This is a genomic window from Pseudomonas sp. SF2, assembly GCF_036858055.1.
GTDB lineage: Bacteria > Pseudomonadota > Gammaproteobacteria > Pseudomonadales > Pseudomonadaceae > Aquipseudomonas.
In genome coordinates this window covers 40,667-55,698 of the sequence record NZ_JAMBDI010000048.1, presented here as the reverse complement: position 1 = coordinate 55,698, position 15,032 = coordinate 40,667, and the positions used below count along the sequence as shown (strand labels likewise).

Sequence of the window (15,032 nt, the reverse complement as noted above, 5' to 3'; positions counted from 1 at the left end):
CAGGTCCTATAACGCCACATCGAGAAAGCCCGGCGCCTGGGCCAGGGCGAAGGGGCTGAAGATCGCCCAGTTGCGTTCACGCGGGAAGTGCCCCTGCACGAAAGGTGCAGCGGCACGGATCAGGGGCTGTGGTGGCGACAGCTGCAGGCTGTCCAGGGCAAAGTGCTGCAGGCCCAGCACCTCGTCCACCAGCAAGCCGACGAACAGGTCCTCGTGGTCCAGCACCAGCACCCGCCGCTGCTTGCCCGGGGCGGCGTGGCCCAGGCCGAAGAAACTGCTCAGGTCCATCACCGGCAGCAGCCGGCCACGCAGGTTGGCCACCCCGCACACCCACGGCTGCACGCCAGGGACGCGGCTGCTGCGCGGTTCGCGCAGCACCTCGGCCACCTCGCCCATGGGCGCGACGAACCATTGCCCGGCAATGCGAAAACCGATGCCGCTCCACTGTTGCAGGCGGTTGTCTTGCGGCGGCTGGTCGGCGACCAGCAGGCGGCAGCGCCGGTCGATGTCCAGCAACAACTCGAAGGCGGTCAGCGACGCGCCCTGCGGGCGGGTGGTCAAGCCCCCAGCACTTCTTTGAGCTTGGCGATCAGCGCGTCCTCTTCCACCGGCTTGGTCAGGAAGTCACGGGCGCCCTGGCGCGTGGCCCAGATGCGGTCGGTTTCCTGGTCCTTGGTGGTGACCACGATCACCGGGATGGCGCTGGTTTCCGGGTCCTTGCTGAGCTGGCGAGTGGCCTGGAAGCCGTTCATGCCAGGCATGACGATGTCCATCAGCACCGCATCTGGCTTGTCCTGCCGGGCCAGGGCCACGCCATCGGCACCATTGTTGGCCTTGAGCACCTGGTAGCCGTGCTTTTCCAGCCACTCGGTCAATCGGTACATCTCTGTCGGCGAGTCGTCGACAATCAGAACTCGGGCCATGCTGGTTCCCCATCAGGAAAGAAAGACCGTGCCATGGCGGGGCGCGGTCAGGGTGCGTGTTGTTGGGCTGCGGCAAAACCGGGCACATGGGCGCGGATCGCATCGAGCAGCTCTTCCTTGCTGAACGGTTTGGTCAGGAACTGGTCGGAGCCGACCACCCGGCCACGGGCCTTGTCGAACAGGCCGTCGCGTGACGACAGCAGAATGACCGGGGTGTCCTTGAAGGCACTGTTGTGCTTGATCACCGCGCAGGTCTGGTAACCGTCCAGGCGCGGCATCAGCACATCGACGAAAATGATGCTGGGCTGGTGGTCGACGATCTTGGCCAGGGCATCGAAGCCATCGCTGGCGGTGATCACCTCGCAGCCCGCTTCACCGAGCAACATCTGCGCGGTGCGGCGGATCGTGCGCGAATCGTCGATCACCATCACCTTCAGGGGTTGTTCCATCTGTTGGGCTACCGTTTGCCGAAATTCCGGGGCCGTTGCGGGAGCGGCCTTGCGTCGCGAAAGGGCTGCGCAGCAGCCCCATGGGCCTGTCATTCAGCACTATGACTGGCATTTTTAGCACACTCCGGGTGGCCATTCCATCTGCCGCGCCCCTTGACCGGCAGCGTTCACAGCGCCACCCTGAGCCACTTTTCTTTCGATCCATCGCGGCCACGCGCCGCCAAGAGGAACCACCCCATGAGCGTTCGCCTCGGCATTGTCATGGACCCCATCGCGTCCATCTCCTACAAGAAGGACAGCTCGCTGGCCATGCTGCTGGCCGCCCAGGCTCGCGGCTGGAGCCTGTTCTACATGGAGCAGCGTGACTTGTACCTGGGCGCCGGCCAGGCCCGTGCGCAGATGCGCCCGCTGAAAGTGTTTGCCGACCCGACCCGCTGGTTCGAGCTGGGCGACGAGCAGGACAGTGCGCTGGCCGACCTGGACGTGGTCCTGATGCGCAAGGACCCGCCCTTCGACATGGAGTTCGTCTACAGCACCTACCTGCTGGAGCAGGCCGAGCGCGAAGGCGTGCTGGTGGTCAACCGCCCGCAGAGCCTGCGCGATTGCAACGAAAAACTGTTTGCCACCCAGTTCCCGCAGTGCATGGCGCCGACCCTGGTCAGCCGCCGTGCCGATATCCTGCGAGAGTTCGCCACCACCCACGGCGACGTGATCCTCAAGCCGCTGGACGGCATGGGCGGTACCTCGGTGTTCCGCCACCGCCCGGGTGACCCCAACCTGTCGGTGATCCTCGAAACCCTGACCCAGCACGGCGGCCAGCAGATCATGGCACAGGCCTACCTGCCCGAGATCAAGGACGGCGACAAGCGCATCCTGATGATCGACGGCGAGCCGGTGGACTACTGCCTGGCGCGCATCCCGGCCAGCGGCGAGACCCGTGGCAACCTGGCCGCCGGCGGCCGTGGCGAAGCACGCCCGCTGACCGACCGCGACCGTTGGATCGCCGCCCAGGTCGGCCCGACCCTGCGCGAGAAGGGGCTGCTGTTCGTGGGCCTGGACGTGATCGGCGACTACCTCACCGAAATCAACGTCACCAGCCCCACCTGCATCCGCGAGATCGATGCCGCCTACAACACCGATATCGGCGGCAAGCTGATGGATGCCATTGATCGCCAGCTGAAGGCGCGCTGACCGCCGACGCACGGCAACAACCCAGAGTGGGGTATGATGCGGGTCCTTTTTGCCTGGCCTGTTGCCCCGCCCTGCGGTTGCTGGATACCTGATGACGCTGCCCGCTGACATCCCCGCCGACCTGCTGCCCCCCCGAGTTCGCCCGGTGGACCGGCTCGGCTTTACCCTGTTCCTGGCTGCCCTGGTGCACCTGGCGCTGATCCTCGGCGTCGGTTTCAGCGTGGTCAAGCCTGCCGAAATCCGCCACACCATGGACATCACCCTGGCCACCTTCAAAAGCGAGAAACCGCCGCAGAAGGCCGATTTCCAGGCCCAGGACAACCAGCAGGGCAGCGGCACCCTGGACAAGAAAGCGGTGCCCAAGACCACCGAACTGGCGCCGTTCCAGGACAGCAAGATCAACAAGATCACCCCGCCACCTGCAGCCAGGCCCGAGGTTGTGCCGCCCCCTGCCCCGCAGAAGTCGGCGGTCGTGACCACGGCGCCCAAACCGCAGAAGGTCGAGCCCAAGCCCAAGGAAAGCAAGCCGCGGCCCAAGCCGGAAGCGCCGGCACCGGACTTCGACAGCTCGCAGCTGTCCAGCCAGATCGCCAGCCTGGAGGCGGAGCTGTCCAACGAGCAGCAGATGTATGCCAAGCGCCCGCGTATCCACCGGCTCAATGCCGCCTCGACCATGCGCGACAAGGGCGCCTGGTACAAGGAAGAATGGCGCAAGAAGGTCGAGCGGGTGGGTAACCTGAACTACCCCGACGAAGCGCGCCGGCAACAGATCTACGGCAACTTGCGCATGATGGTGTCGATCAACCGCGATGGCTCGCTGTACGAGGTGCTGGTACTGGAGTCGTCCGGGCAACCGGTGCTGGACCAGGCGGCGCAGCGCATCGTGCGGCTGGCGGCGCCGTTTGCACCGTTTACCGGGGACCTGGCCGAGTTTGACCGGTTGGAGATCATCCGCACCTGGCGCTTTGCCCGTGGGGACCGTCTGTCCAGTAACTGATTTGCGGCCTTGCGCGATCGCTGTGGGAGCGGGTTTACCCGCGAATGCGCCAGATCAGGCAATGATGCCGCCTGGTCGGACGCATTCGCGGGTAAACCCGCTCCCACAGCGATCGCGCAAGCCTCGTTGAGCACCTTGTCAGCCTCGCCACCTGGCGCCACACTATCCCCCATGAAAACCCACACGCCGAGCTACCTCAAGCATCAGTTCCTGATCGCCATGCCGCACATGGCCGATCCGAACTTCGCCCAGACTCTCACGTACATCGTCGAGCACAACGCCCATGGCGCCATGGGCCTGGTGGTCAACCGGCCGCAGGAGCTGAACCTGGCCGACATCCTCGAGCAGCTGCGCCCGGACGAAATGCCGCCGGCCAGCACCTTGCAGGTGCCGATCTACCTGGGTGGCCCGGTACAGACCGACCGAGGCTTCGTGCTGCACAGCAGCGAGTGCAGCTTCCAGGCCACCGTCGCACTGGAAGGGCTGTCGCTGACCACGTCGCAGGATATCCTGTTGGCCATCGCCGCCGGAGTCGGCCCGAAACAGAGCCTGATCACCCTGGGCTATGCCGGCTGGGAAGCGGGCCAACTGGAAGAGGAACTGGCCGACAACGCCTGGCTCAACTGCCCGTTCGACCCGGAAATCATCTTCGGCAAGGCCAGCGACCTGCGCCTGGAAGCCGCCGCCGCCAGCCTGGGGATCAACCTGAACCTGCTGACCAGCCAGGCGGGCCACGCCTGATGGCTGAACTGCACCCTGAACTACGTCTACTGCTGGGCTTCGACTACGGCAGCAAACAGATCGGCGTGGCCGTCGGCCAGGTGGTCACCGGCCAGGCCCGCGAGCTGTGCACCCTGAAGGCGCAGAACGGCGTGCCGGACTGGGCCCAGGTGGAAAAGCTGATTGCCGAATGGAAGCCCGATGCCATCGTCGTCGGCCTGCCGCTGAACATGGACGGCACCCCCAGCGAAATGAGCGCCCGCGCGGAAAAATTCGCCCGCCGCCTGAACGGCCGCTTCAACCTGCCCGTGCACACCCACGACGAACGCCTGACCACCTTCGAGGCCAAGGGCGAGCGCATGGCCCGTGGCGGCCAGCGCGGCAGCTACCGCGACAACCCGGTCGATGCCATCGCCGCCGCCCTGTTGTTGCAAGGCTGGCTGGAGGCCAATACCTGATCATCTTTGCCGCCGGGCCCGCCCGGCGCACCCTTCCGAGGAGCCCGCAATGAGCCTACCCAATCCCGCCGAGCTGATCCGGCAGATGGCTGACGACCTTCGCGCCCACCTGGCCCGCCGGGCAATTACCGAGCCGCGTTACATCGGCATCCGCACCGGCGGTGTCTGGGTTGCCCAGGCCCTGCAGGAAGCCATGGGCGACACCAGCCCCATGGGCACTCTGGACGTCTCGTTCTATCGCGACGACTTCAGCCAGAACGGCCTGCACCCGCAAGTGCGTCCGTCCGAGCTGCCGTTCGAGGTCGAGGGCCAGCACCTGGTGCTGGTGGATGACGTGCTGATGAGTGGTCGCACGGTGCGCGCCGCGCTCAACGAACTGTTCGATTATGGCCGCCCGGCCAGCGTCACCCTGGTCTGCCTGTTGGACCTGGATGCCGGCGAACTGCCGATCCGCCCGAATGTGCTCGGCGCCACCCTGTCGCTGGCTGCCCATGAACGGGTAAAATTGACCGGACCCGCACCGCTCGCCCTCGAGCGCCAGGACCTCGCCTCCGCTTCCGCCCTTTAAGAGTCCCCCGCGATGACGCCAATCGACGCCAAGCGCCCGCTGCAGCTCAATGATCAGGGCCAGCTGCGCCACTTCCTCTCGCTCGACGGTTTGCCCCGCGAACTGCTCACCGAGATCCTCGACACCGCCGACTCCTTCCTCGAAGTCGGTGCCCGGGCCGTGAAAAAAGTCCCGTTGCTGCGCGGCAAGACCGTGTGCAACGTGTTCTTCGAGAACTCCACCCGTACCCGTACCACCTTCGAACTTGCCGCCCAGCGCCTGTCGGCCGACGTGATCAGCCTGAACGTGTCGACCTCCTCGACCAGCAAGGGCGAGACCCTGTTCGACACCTTGCGCAACCTCGAAGCCATGGCCGCCGACATGTTCGTGGTGCGCCACTCCGACTCCGGGGCCGCGCACTTCATCGCCGAGCACGTGTGCCCGGAAGTTGCCGTGATCAACGGCGGTGATGGCCGCCACGCGCACCCGACCCAGGGCATGCTCGACATGCTCACCATCCGCCGCCACAAGGGCAGCTTCGAGAACCTGTCGGTGGCCATCGTCGGCGACATCCTGCACTCGCGCGTGGCCCGCTCCGACATGCTGGCACTCAAAGCGCTGGGCTGCCCGGACATTCGCGTGGTCGGCCCGAAAACCCTGATCCCGATCGGCATCGAGCAATACGGTGTGAAGGTGTACACCGACCTCGCCGAAGGCCTTAAGGACGTCGACGTGGTGATCATGTTGCGCCTGCAGCGTGAGCGCATGGCCGGCGGCCTGCTGCCCAGTGAAGGCGAGTTCTACCGCCTGTTCGGCCTGACCACCGCGCGCCTGGCCGGGGCCAAGCCCGACGCTATCGTCATGCACCCAGGCCCGATCAACCGTGGCGTGGAAATCGAGTCGGCGGTAGCCGACGGCAAGCACTCGGTGATCCTCAACCAGGTCACCTACGGCATCGCCGTGCGCATGGCCGTGCTGTCCATGGCCATGAGCGGGCAGAACGCGCAACGTCAATTCGACCAGGAGAACGCGCAGTGACCATCAGTATTCTCGGCGCCCGGGTCATCGACCCCAACAGCGGCCTGGACCAGGTCACCGACCTGCACCTGGACGGCGGCCGCATTGCCGCCATCGGCGCCGCCCCGGCGGGGTTCAGCGCCAGCCGCACGATCCAGGCTGATGGTCTGGTCGCCGCGCCCGGCCTGGTCGACCTCGGTGTGTCCCTGCGCGAGCCGGGCTACAGCCGCAAAGGCAATATCGCCAGTGAAACCCGCGCCGCCGTCGCCGGCGGTGTCACCAGCCTGTGCTGCCCGCCGCAGACCAAGCCGGTGCTGGACACCTCGGCCGTGGCCGAGCTGATCCTTGACCGCGCCCGCGAGGCCGCCAACAGCAAGGTCTACCCGATCGGCGCCCTGACCAAGGGCCTGGAAGGCGAGCAGCTGGCCGAGCTGGTGGCCCTGCGCGACACCGGCTGCGTGGCCTTCGGCAATGGCCTGAAGGAAATCCCCAACAACCGTACCCTGGCCCGAGCCCTGGAATACGCCGCCACCTTCGACCTGACCGTGGTGTTCCACTCCCAGGACCGCGACCTGGCCCACGGCGGCCTGGCCCACGAAGGTGCCATGGCCAGCTTCCTCGGCCTGCCGGGCATCCCGGAAACCGCCGAGACCGTGGCCCTGGCGCGCAACCTGCTGCTGGTGGAACAGACCGGCGTGCGCGCGCACTTCACCCAGATCACCAGTGCCCGTGGCGCGCGGCTGATCGAGCAGGCCCAGCAGCTTGGCCTGCCGGTGACCGCCGACGTGGCGCTGTACCAGCTGATTCTCACCGACGAATCGCTGCGTGAATTCTCCAGCCTGTACCACGTGCAACCACCGCTGCGTACCACCGCCGACCGTGACGGCCTGCGTGCGGCAGTGAAATCGGGGGTGATCCAGGCGATTTCCAGCCACCACCAGCCGCACGAGCGCGACGCCAAGCTGGCCCCGTTCGGCGCCACCGAGCCGGGCATCAGCAGCGTCGAACTGCTGCTGCCGCTGGCCATGACCCTGGTGCAGGACGGCCTGCTCGACCTGCCAACCCTGCTGGCCCGCCTGAGCAGCGGCCCGGCGGCGGCCCTGCGCCTGCCGGCCGGTGAGCTGAAAGTGGGTGGCGCGGCCGACCTGGTGCTGTTCGACCCGCAAGCCTCGACCGTGGCCGGCGAGCAATGGTTCTCGCGCGGCGAGAACTGCCCGTTCATCGGCCACTGCCTGCCGGGTGCAGTGCGTTATACCTTGGTCGATGGGCACGTCTGCCACGAGGCCTGAGTACCCCCTGTGGGAGCGGCCTTGTGTCGCGATAGGGCCGCAAAGCGGCCCCAGCAATCTATGCGTGATGCCGAGAACCTGGGGCCGCTGCGCGGCCCTTTCGCCACGCAAGGCCGCTCCCACATTGACCGCGTACAACCTTGAGCCTGCACCGACCATTCATCCCCCACGGTTGAAATCCTTCCCCCCACCCCCATATGAGTCTGCATCAGGCACTTTCGCCCCGCTGCGTGGAGACTCTCCCCTTGACCACCATCGTTTCTGTCCGCCGTAACGGCAAAGTCGTCATGGGCGGCGACGGCCAGGTATCCCTCGGCAACACCGTGATGAAAGGCAACGCCAAGAAGGTGCGCCGCCTGTATCACGGCCAGGTCATCGCGGGCTTCGCCGGCGCCACCGCCGATGCGTTCACCCTGTTCGAGCGCTTTGAAGGCCAGCTTGAAAAACACCAGGGCCACCTGGTCCGTGCCGCCGTCGAGCTGGCCAAGGAATGGCGTACCGACCGTTCCCTGAGCCGCCTGGAAGCCATGCTGGCCGTAGCCAACAAGGACGCCTCCCTGATCATCACCGGCAACGGCGACGTGGTCGAACCCGAAGACGGCCTGATCGCCATGGGTTCCGGCGGCGCCTACGCCCAGGCTGCAGCCCGCGCCCTGCTGGACAAGACCGACCTCTCGGCCCGTGAAATCGCCGAGACCGCCCTGAACATCGCCGGCGACATCTGCGTGTTCACCAACCACAACCTGACCATCGAGGAGCAGGACCTGGCCGACTGATCAGTGGTTCTGGCGTCCCATCCCGGTGATGGGACTTTTCCACGCTGATTCATTCCGCCCGAGGACCATTTTCATCATGTCCATGACCCCCCGCGAGATCGTCCACGAACTCAACCGCCACATCATCGGCCAGGACGACGCCAAGCGCGCCGTGGCCATTGCCCTGCGCAACCGCTGGCGGCGCATGCAGCTCCCTGCCGAGCTGCGTGCCGAAGTGACACCGAAGAACATCCTGATGATCGGCCCTACCGGCGTCGGCAAGACCGAAATCGCCCGCCGCCTGGCCAAGCTGGCCAATGCGCCGTTCCTCAAGGTCGAAGCCACCAAGTTCACCGAAGTGGGCTACGTGGGCCGCGACGTCGAGTCGATCATCCGCGACCTGGCCGATGCCGCGCTGAAGATGCTGCGTGAGCAAGAAATCATCCGCGTGCGCCACCGCGCTGAAGATGCCGCCGAAGACCGCATCCTCGACGCCCTGCTGCCGCAGGCGCGGGTAAGCAGCTTCGCCGAGGAAGCCGCGCAGACCAGCACCGACTCCAACACCCGCCAGCTGTTCCGCAAGCGCCTGCGCGAAGGCCAGCTGGACGACAAGGAAATCGAGATCGAAGTGGCCGATGCCGTGGGCGTGGAAATTGCCGCGCCGCCCGGCATGGAAGAAATGACCAACCAGCTGCAGAGCCTGTTCGCCAACATGGGCAAAGGCAAGCGCAAGGCGCGCAAGCTGAAGGTGAAAGAAGCGCTGAAGATGGTTCGCGATGAAGAAGCGAGCCGCCTGGTCAACGAGGAAGAGCTCAAGGCCAAGGCCCTGGAAGCGGTCGAGCAGCACGGCATCGTGTTCATCGACGAAATCGACAAGGTTGCCAAGCGTGGCAACGTTGGTGGTGCCGATGTGTCCCGTGAAGGCGTGCAGCGCGACCTGCTGCCGCTGATCGAAGGCTGCACGGTCAACACCAAGTTGGGCATGGTCAAGACCGACCACATCCTGTTCATTGCCTCGGGTGCGTTCCACCTGAGCAAGCCGAGCGACCTGGTGCCCGAGCTGCAAGGCCGCCTGCCGATCCGCGTGGAGCTCAAGGCCCTGACCCCGGAAGACTTCGAGCGCATCCTGCAGGAGCCGCACGCGTCACTGACCGAGCAGTACCAGGCCCTGCTGAAAACCGAAGGCCTGAACATCGAGTTCCTCGCCGACGGCATCAAGCGCCTGGCCGAAATTGCCTACCAGGTCAACGAGAAGACCGAGAACATCGGTGCCCGCCGCCTGCACACCCTGCTCGAGCGGTTGCTCGAAGAGGTGTCGTTCAGCGCTGGCGACCTGGCCAGCACCCATGACGAAGCGCCGATCCAGATCGACGCGGCGTATGTGAACAGCCACCTGGGTGAGCTGGCGCAGAACGAAGACCTGTCGCGTTACATCCTGTAAAACCGGCGTCGACTGCTTCGCGGGCACGCCCGCTCCCACAGGATCACCACAGACCCAAAGCATGTGGTGATCCTGTGGGAGCGGGCGTGCCCGCGAAGAGGCCCTTGAATCCCTCCATCATAAGCTGGAAGCTTGCTTCATCAGCTCCCGAGAGATTCCGCCCATGGCCCGCCTGCCCACCGCCATCAACCTGCACAAAGCCTCGAAAACCCTCAGCCTCACCTACGCCCCCGGCGAGGTCTACCACCTGCCCGCCGAATTCCTGCGCGTGCACTCTCCCTCCGCCGAGGTCCAGGGCCACGGCAACCCCATCCTGCAGTTCGGCAAGATCAACGTCGGCCTCATCGGCCTGGAACCTGCCGGCCAATATGCACTGAAACTGACCTTCGACGACGGCCATGACAGCGGTCTGTTCACCTGGGAATACCTCGAACAGCTGTGCCTGCGCCAGGAACAGCTGTGGGCCGAGTACCTCGACGAACTGCACAAGGCCGGAAAGTCCCGCGACCCCGCCGAGTCGGTGGTCAAACTCATGCTCTAGCGCAAGGCCTGCCGGGTTTAGAGCGCATTTTCTAAAATCATCTGTTTGAATGACTTACAGACAGCCCAGTGACGGGCTGTCTTGCGCATTACATGAAAGTCGGGTAACCAATGGGGGGTGGCAAGTTCCCTGCATCAAATGGCAGGTAGTCAGAACCCTCGCAGCACCGCTGTTCCTTATCACTGGTAACCCGAGTAGCAGTACCGGGCTCAGCACTGTGCACCCGCCACAGCAACCGGTACTCGTCTCAGGACAACGGAGCGTCGTAGATGAGTAACAAGAACAACGATGAGCTGCAGCGGCAGGCCTCGGAAAACACCCTGGGGCTGAACCCGGTCATCGGTATCCGTCGCAAGGACCTGTTGAGCTCGGCACGCACCGTGCTGCGCCAGGCCGTGCGCCAACCGCTGCACAGCGCCAAGCATGTGGCCCACTTTGGCCTGGAACTGAAGAACGTACTGCTGGGCAAGTCCAGCCTTGCCCCGGAAAGCGACGACCGTCGCTTCAATGACCCGGCCTGGAGCAACAACCCGCTTTACCGCCGCTACCTGCAAACCTACCTGGCCTGGCGCAAAGAGCTGCAGGACTGGATCGGCAGCAGCGACCTGTCGCCCCAGGACATCAGCCGCGGCCAGTTCGTCATCAACCTGATGACCGAGGCCATGGCACCGACCAACACCCTGTCCAACCCGGCAGCGGTCAAACGCTTCTTCGAAACCGGCGGCAAGAGCCTGCTCGATGGCCTGTCCAACCTGGCCAAGGACCTGGTCAACAACGGCGGCATGCCGAGCCAGGTGAACATGGACGCCTTCGAGGTGGGCAAGAACCTGGGCACCAGCGAAGGTGCCGTGGTGTACCGCAACGATGTGCTGGAGCTGATCCAGTACAGCCCCATCACCGAGCAGGTGCATGCCCGCCCGCTGCTGGTGGTGCCACCGCAGATCAACAAGTTCTACGTATTCGACCTGAGCCCGGAAAAGAGCCTGGCGCGCTACTGCCTGCGCTCGCAGCAGCAGACCTTCATCATCAGCTGGCGCAACCCGACCAAGGCCCAGCGCGAATGGGGCCTGTCCACCTACATCGATGCACTCAAGGAAGCAGTCGACGCGGTGCTGGCGATTACCGGCAGCAAAGACCTGAACATGCTCGGTGCCTGCTCCGGCGGCATCACCTGCACGGCGTTGGTGGGCCACTATGCCGCCCTTGGCGAGAACAAGGTCCATGCCCTGACCCTGCTGGTCAGCGTGCTGGACACCACCATGGACAACCAGGTCGCGCTGTTCGTCGACGAGCAGACCCTGGAGGCCGCCAAGCGTCACTCGTACCAGGCTGGCGTGCTCGAAGGCAGCGAGATGGCCAAGGTGTTCGCCTGGATGCGCCCCAACGACCTGATCTGGAATTACTGGGTCAACAACTACCTGCTCGGCAACGAGCCGCCGGTATTCGACATCCTGTTCTGGAACAACGACACCACGCGTCTGCCGGCCGCCTTCCACGGCGACCTCATCGAAATGTTCAAGAGCAACCCGCTGACCCGCCCGGACGCCCTGGAAGTGTGCGGTACGCCGATCGACCTGAAAAAAGTGCAGTGCGACATCTTCAGCGTAGCGGGCACCGCCGACCACATCACCCCGTGGCAGTCGTGCTATCGCTCGGCACACCTGTTCGGCGGCAAGATCGAGTTCGTGCTGTCCAACAGCGGCCATATCCAGAGCATCCTCAACCCACCGGGCAACCCCAAGGCACGCTTCATGACCGGTGCCGATCGCCCGGGTGACCCGGTGGCCTGGCAGGAAAACGCCACCAAGCATGCAGACTCCTGGTGGCTGCACTGGCAAAGCTGGCTGGGCGAGCGTGCCGGCGAGCTGAAAAAGGCGCCGACCCGCCTGGGCAACCGAGCCTATGCCGCCGGCGAAGCCGCCCCGGGCACCTACGTTCACGAGCGTTGAGCTGCAGCGCCGTGGCCCCTGCGGGGTGCCACGGTGTTCATTTCACCCAAGAGTCACGTGCATGCCGCAACCCTATATCTTCAGGACCGTCGAGCTGGACAACCAGTCCATTCGCACCGCCGTCCGCCCGGGCAAACCGCACCTGACGCCGCTGCTGATCTTCAACGGCATCGGCGCGAACCTGGAGCTGGTGTTTCCGTTCATCGAAGCACTGGACCCGGACCTGGAAGTCATTGCCTTCGACGTGCCCGGGGTCGGCGGCTCGTCCACGCCGCGCCACCCGTACCGCTTCCCCGGGCTGGCCAAGCTGACAGCACGCATGCTCGATTACCTCGACTATGGCCAGGTCAATGTCATCGGCGTGTCCTGGGGCGGCGCCCTGGCCCAGCAGTTCGCCCACGATTACCCCGAGCGCTGCAAGAAGCTGGTGCTGGCCGCCACTGCCGCCGGTGCGGTGATGGTGCCGGGCAAGCCCAAGGTGCTGTGGATGATGGCCAGCCCACGGCGCTACGTACAGCCGTCGCATGTCATCCGCATTGCGCCGACGATCTATGGCGGCGGCTTCCGGCGTGACCCGGAGCTGGCCATGCAGCATGCCGCCAAGGTGCGCTCCGGCGGCAAGATGGGCTACTACTGGCAGCTGTTCGCCGGGCTTGGCTGGACCAGCATCCACTGGCTGCACAAGATCCAGCAGCCAACCCTGGTGCTGGCCGGCGACGACGACCCGCTGATCCCGCTGATCAACATGCGCCTGCTGGCCTGGCGAATTCCCAATGCCCAGCTACACATTATCGACGACGGCCATCTGTTCCTGATCACCCGGGCCGAGGCCGTCGCCCCGATCATCATGAAGTTCCTTCAACAAGAACGACAGCGCGCCGTCATGCACCCTCGCCCGGCTTCGGGAGTGTGAGGGCGATTTGGGGCCCTGTGGGAGCGGGTTCACCCGCGAAGAATCCAGCTCGGTGCATGGCACCGGCTTCGCGGGTGAACCCGCTCCCACAGAGCCCCTGCCAAATCAATAAGTATGTTTAGTCATGAGGCACCAGGTCAGGACGAGGGAGTGTTGCCATGAAAGACAAACCGGCCAAAGGAACGCCAACGCTTCCCGCCACCAGCATGAACGTGCAGAACGCCATCCTCGGCCTGCGCGGCCGGGACCTGATTTCCACGCTGCGCAATGTCAGCCGCCAGAGCTTGCGCCACCCGCTGCACACCGCGCATCACCTGTTGGCTCTGGGCGGCCAGCTGGGCCGGGTGATGCTGGGTGACACACCGTATCAGCCGAACCCGCGCGATCCACGCTTCAACGACCCTACATGGAGCCAGAACCCATTCTACCGCCGTGGCCTGCAGGCCTACCTGGCCTGGCAGAAGCAGACCCGCCTGTGGATCGAGGAAAGCCACCTGGACGACGATGACCGCGCCCGTGCGCACTTCCTGTTCAACCTGATCAACGATGCGTTGGCACCGAGCAACTCGCTCCTCAACCCGCTGGCGGTCAAGGAGATGTTCAACAGCGGAGGCCTGAGCCTGGTACGCGGCGTGGCCCACCTGCTCGATGATCTGCGCCACAATGACGGCCTGCCACGCCAGGTCGACGAACGCGCTTTCGAAGTAGGCGGCAACCTGGCCGCGACCGCCGGCGCCGTGGTGTTCCGCAACGAGCTGCTGGAACTGATCCAGTACAAGCCGATGAGCGAAAAGCAGCACGCCAGGCCACTGCTGGTGGTGCCGCCGCAGATCAACAAGTTCTACATCTTCGACCTCAGCTCGACCAACAGCTTCGTCCAGTACATGCTCAAGAGCGGCCTGCAGGTATTCATGGTCAGCTGGCGCAACCCCGACCCGCGCCACCGCGAGTGGGGCCTGTCCAGCTATGTGCAGGCCCTGGAAGAAGCGCTCAACGCCTGCCGCAGCATCAGCGGCAACCGCGACCCCAACCTGATGGGCGCCTGCGCCGGCGGCCTAACCATGGCCGCGTTGCAGGGCCACCTGCAGGCCAAGCACCAACTGCGCCGGGTGCGCAGCGCCACCTACCTGGTCAGCCTGCTGGACAGCAAGTTCGAAAGCCCCGCCAGCCTGTTCGCCGACGAGCAAACCATCGAGGCCGCCAAGCGCCGCTCCTACCAGCGCGGCGTGCTGGATGGCGCCGAGGTGGCGCGGATCTTTGCCTGGATGCGGCCCAACGACCTGATCTGGAACTACTGGGTCAACAACTACCTGCTCGGCAAGACACCACCGGCCTTCGACATCCTGTACTGGAACGCCGACAGCACGCGCCTGCCCGCCGCGCTGCATGGCGACCTGCTGGACTTCTTCAAGCACAACCCGCTGACCCACCCCGCCGGCCTGGAGGTATGCGGCACCCCCATCGACCTGCAGAAGGTCGAGCTGGACAGCTTCACCGTGGCCGGCAGCAACGATCACATCACCCCGTGGGACGCGGTGTACCGCTCGGCCTTGCTGCTGGGGGGCGACCGGCGCTTCGTGCTGGCCAATAGCGGGCACATCCAGAGCATCATCAACCCGCCCGGCAACCCCAAGGCCTACTACCTGGCCAACCCCAAACTGTCCAGCGACCCGCGCGCCTGGTTCCACGACGCCAAGCGCAGCGAAGGCAGCTGGTGGCCGTTGTGGCTGGAGTGGATCACCGCGCGCTCCGGCCCGCTCAAGGCACCGCGCAGCGAGCTGGGCAATACCACCTACCCACCGCTGGGCCCAGCGCCGGGCACTTACGTGCTGACCCGATGAG

Annotated in this window: 16 protein-coding genes; 13 read left to right on the top strand and 3 right to left on the bottom strand. The window is 65.2% G+C overall.

Annotated features, from left to right (window positions below):
- Nucleotides 1-6: 6 nt before the first annotated feature.
- From M2S36_RS22370 to M2S36_RS22360, 3 genes are read right to left on the bottom strand one after another with little or no spacing between them, the layout of a single operon-like run.
- Complete coding sequence (locus tag M2S36_RS22370) at nucleotides 7-561, bottom strand: chemotaxis protein CheW (RefSeq protein ID WP_003257767.1); 555 nt, start codon at nucleotides 559-561, stop codon at nucleotides 7-9.
- Nucleotides 558-923, bottom strand: coding sequence for a twitching motility response regulator PilH (pilH, locus tag M2S36_RS22365; RefSeq protein ID WP_025340906.1), 366 nt, complete (start codon nucleotides 921-923; stop codon nucleotides 558-560). The genes M2S36_RS22370 and pilH overlap by 4 nt, the downstream gene beginning before the upstream one ends.
- A gap of 47 nt (nucleotides 924-970) precedes the next feature.
- Entirely contained in the window at nucleotides 971-1,372 is a 402-nt protein-coding gene (locus M2S36_RS22360; protein ID WP_003257770.1) for a response regulator, read from the bottom strand.
- Between the two features lie 237 nt (nucleotides 1,373-1,609).
- Here M2S36_RS22360 and gshB point away from each other — a divergent pair, with 237 nt between their 5' ends.
- The 13 genes from gshB to phaC (M2S36_RS22295) all read left to right on the top strand — a co-directional run bounded on the left by gshB (nucleotide 1,610) and on the right by phaC (M2S36_RS22295) (nucleotide 15,031).
- Nucleotides 1,610-2,563, top strand: coding sequence for a glutathione synthase (gene gshB / locus M2S36_RS22355; protein ID WP_333957865.1), 954 nt, complete (start codon nucleotides 1,610-1,612; stop codon nucleotides 2,561-2,563).
- Between the two features lie 91 nt (nucleotides 2,564-2,654).
- Nucleotides 2,655-3,560 carry an energy transducer TonB gene (locus M2S36_RS22350; RefSeq protein WP_207828502.1) on the top strand — a complete coding sequence of 302 codons (906 nt, stop codon included), beginning with the start codon at nucleotides 2,655-2,657 and terminating at the stop codon, nucleotides 3,558-3,560.
- A 171-nt stretch (nucleotides 3,561-3,731) separates the two neighbouring features.
- On the top strand, nucleotides 3,732-4,301 hold the full coding sequence (locus M2S36_RS22345) for a YqgE/AlgH family protein (protein ID WP_207828494.1): 570 nt from the start codon (nucleotides 3,732-3,734) through the stop codon (nucleotides 4,299-4,301).
- Nucleotides 4,301-4,738: a Holliday junction resolvase RuvX gene (gene ruvX, locus M2S36_RS22340; RefSeq protein ID WP_013974530.1), complete on the top strand. Its 438-nt coding sequence runs from the start codon at nucleotides 4,301-4,303 to the stop codon at nucleotides 4,736-4,738. Before M2S36_RS22345 ends, ruvX begins: the two co-directional genes overlap by 1 nt.
- A gap of 49 nt (nucleotides 4,739-4,787) precedes the next feature.
- On the top strand, nucleotides 4,788-5,306 hold the full coding sequence (gene pyrR, locus M2S36_RS22335) for a bifunctional pyr operon transcriptional regulator/uracil phosphoribosyltransferase PyrR (protein WP_063912001.1): 519 nt from the start codon (nucleotides 4,788-4,790) through the stop codon (nucleotides 5,304-5,306).
- 12 nt (nucleotides 5,307-5,318) lie between these two features.
- Nucleotides 5,319-6,323, top strand: a complete 1,005-nt coding sequence (locus M2S36_RS22330; protein WP_046613439.1) for an aspartate carbamoyltransferase catalytic subunit — start codon at nucleotides 5,319-5,321, stop codon at nucleotides 6,321-6,323.
- Nucleotides 6,320-7,591 carry a dihydroorotase gene (locus M2S36_RS22325; RefSeq protein ID WP_207828492.1) on the top strand — a complete coding sequence of 424 codons (1,272 nt, stop codon included), beginning with the start codon at nucleotides 6,320-6,322 and terminating at the stop codon, nucleotides 7,589-7,591. Before M2S36_RS22330 ends, M2S36_RS22325 begins: the two co-directional genes overlap by 4 nt.
- A 245-nt stretch (nucleotides 7,592-7,836) precedes the next feature.
- Nucleotides 7,837-8,367, top strand: a complete 531-nt coding sequence (gene hslV, locus M2S36_RS22320; protein ID WP_207828483.1) for an ATP-dependent protease subunit HslV — start codon at nucleotides 7,837-7,839, stop codon at nucleotides 8,365-8,367.
- Nucleotides 8,368-8,443: 76 nt separating this feature from the next.
- Nucleotides 8,444-9,787 (top strand): ATP-dependent protease ATPase subunit HslU, encoded by a 1,344-nt coding sequence (gene hslU / locus M2S36_RS22315; protein ID WP_015272084.1) that lies wholly within the window; start codon nucleotides 8,444-8,446, stop codon nucleotides 9,785-9,787.
- 163 nt (nucleotides 9,788-9,950) lie between these two features.
- Nucleotides 9,951-10,328, top strand: a complete 378-nt coding sequence (locus M2S36_RS22310; protein WP_207828480.1) for a gamma-butyrobetaine hydroxylase-like domain-containing protein — start codon at nucleotides 9,951-9,953, stop codon at nucleotides 10,326-10,328.
- A 269-nt stretch (nucleotides 10,329-10,597) separates the two neighbouring features.
- Entirely contained in the window at nucleotides 10,598-12,277 is a 1,680-nt protein-coding gene (gene phaC / locus M2S36_RS22305; protein WP_087499673.1) for a class II poly(R)-hydroxyalkanoic acid synthase, read from the top strand.
- Nucleotides 12,278-12,338: 61 nt separating this feature from the next.
- Nucleotides 12,339-13,190 carry a poly(3-hydroxyalkanoate) depolymerase gene (gene phaZ, locus M2S36_RS22300; protein ID WP_085587802.1) on the top strand — a complete coding sequence of 284 codons (852 nt, stop codon included), beginning with the start codon at nucleotides 12,339-12,341 and terminating at the stop codon, nucleotides 13,188-13,190.
- A 158-nt stretch (nucleotides 13,191-13,348) separates the two neighbouring features.
- Nucleotides 13,349-15,031 carry a class II poly(R)-hydroxyalkanoic acid synthase gene (phaC, locus tag M2S36_RS22295; RefSeq protein ID WP_207828477.1) on the top strand — a complete coding sequence of 561 codons (1,683 nt, stop codon included), beginning with the start codon at nucleotides 13,349-13,351 and terminating at the stop codon, nucleotides 15,029-15,031.
- Nucleotide 15,032 lies beyond the last annotated feature (1 nt).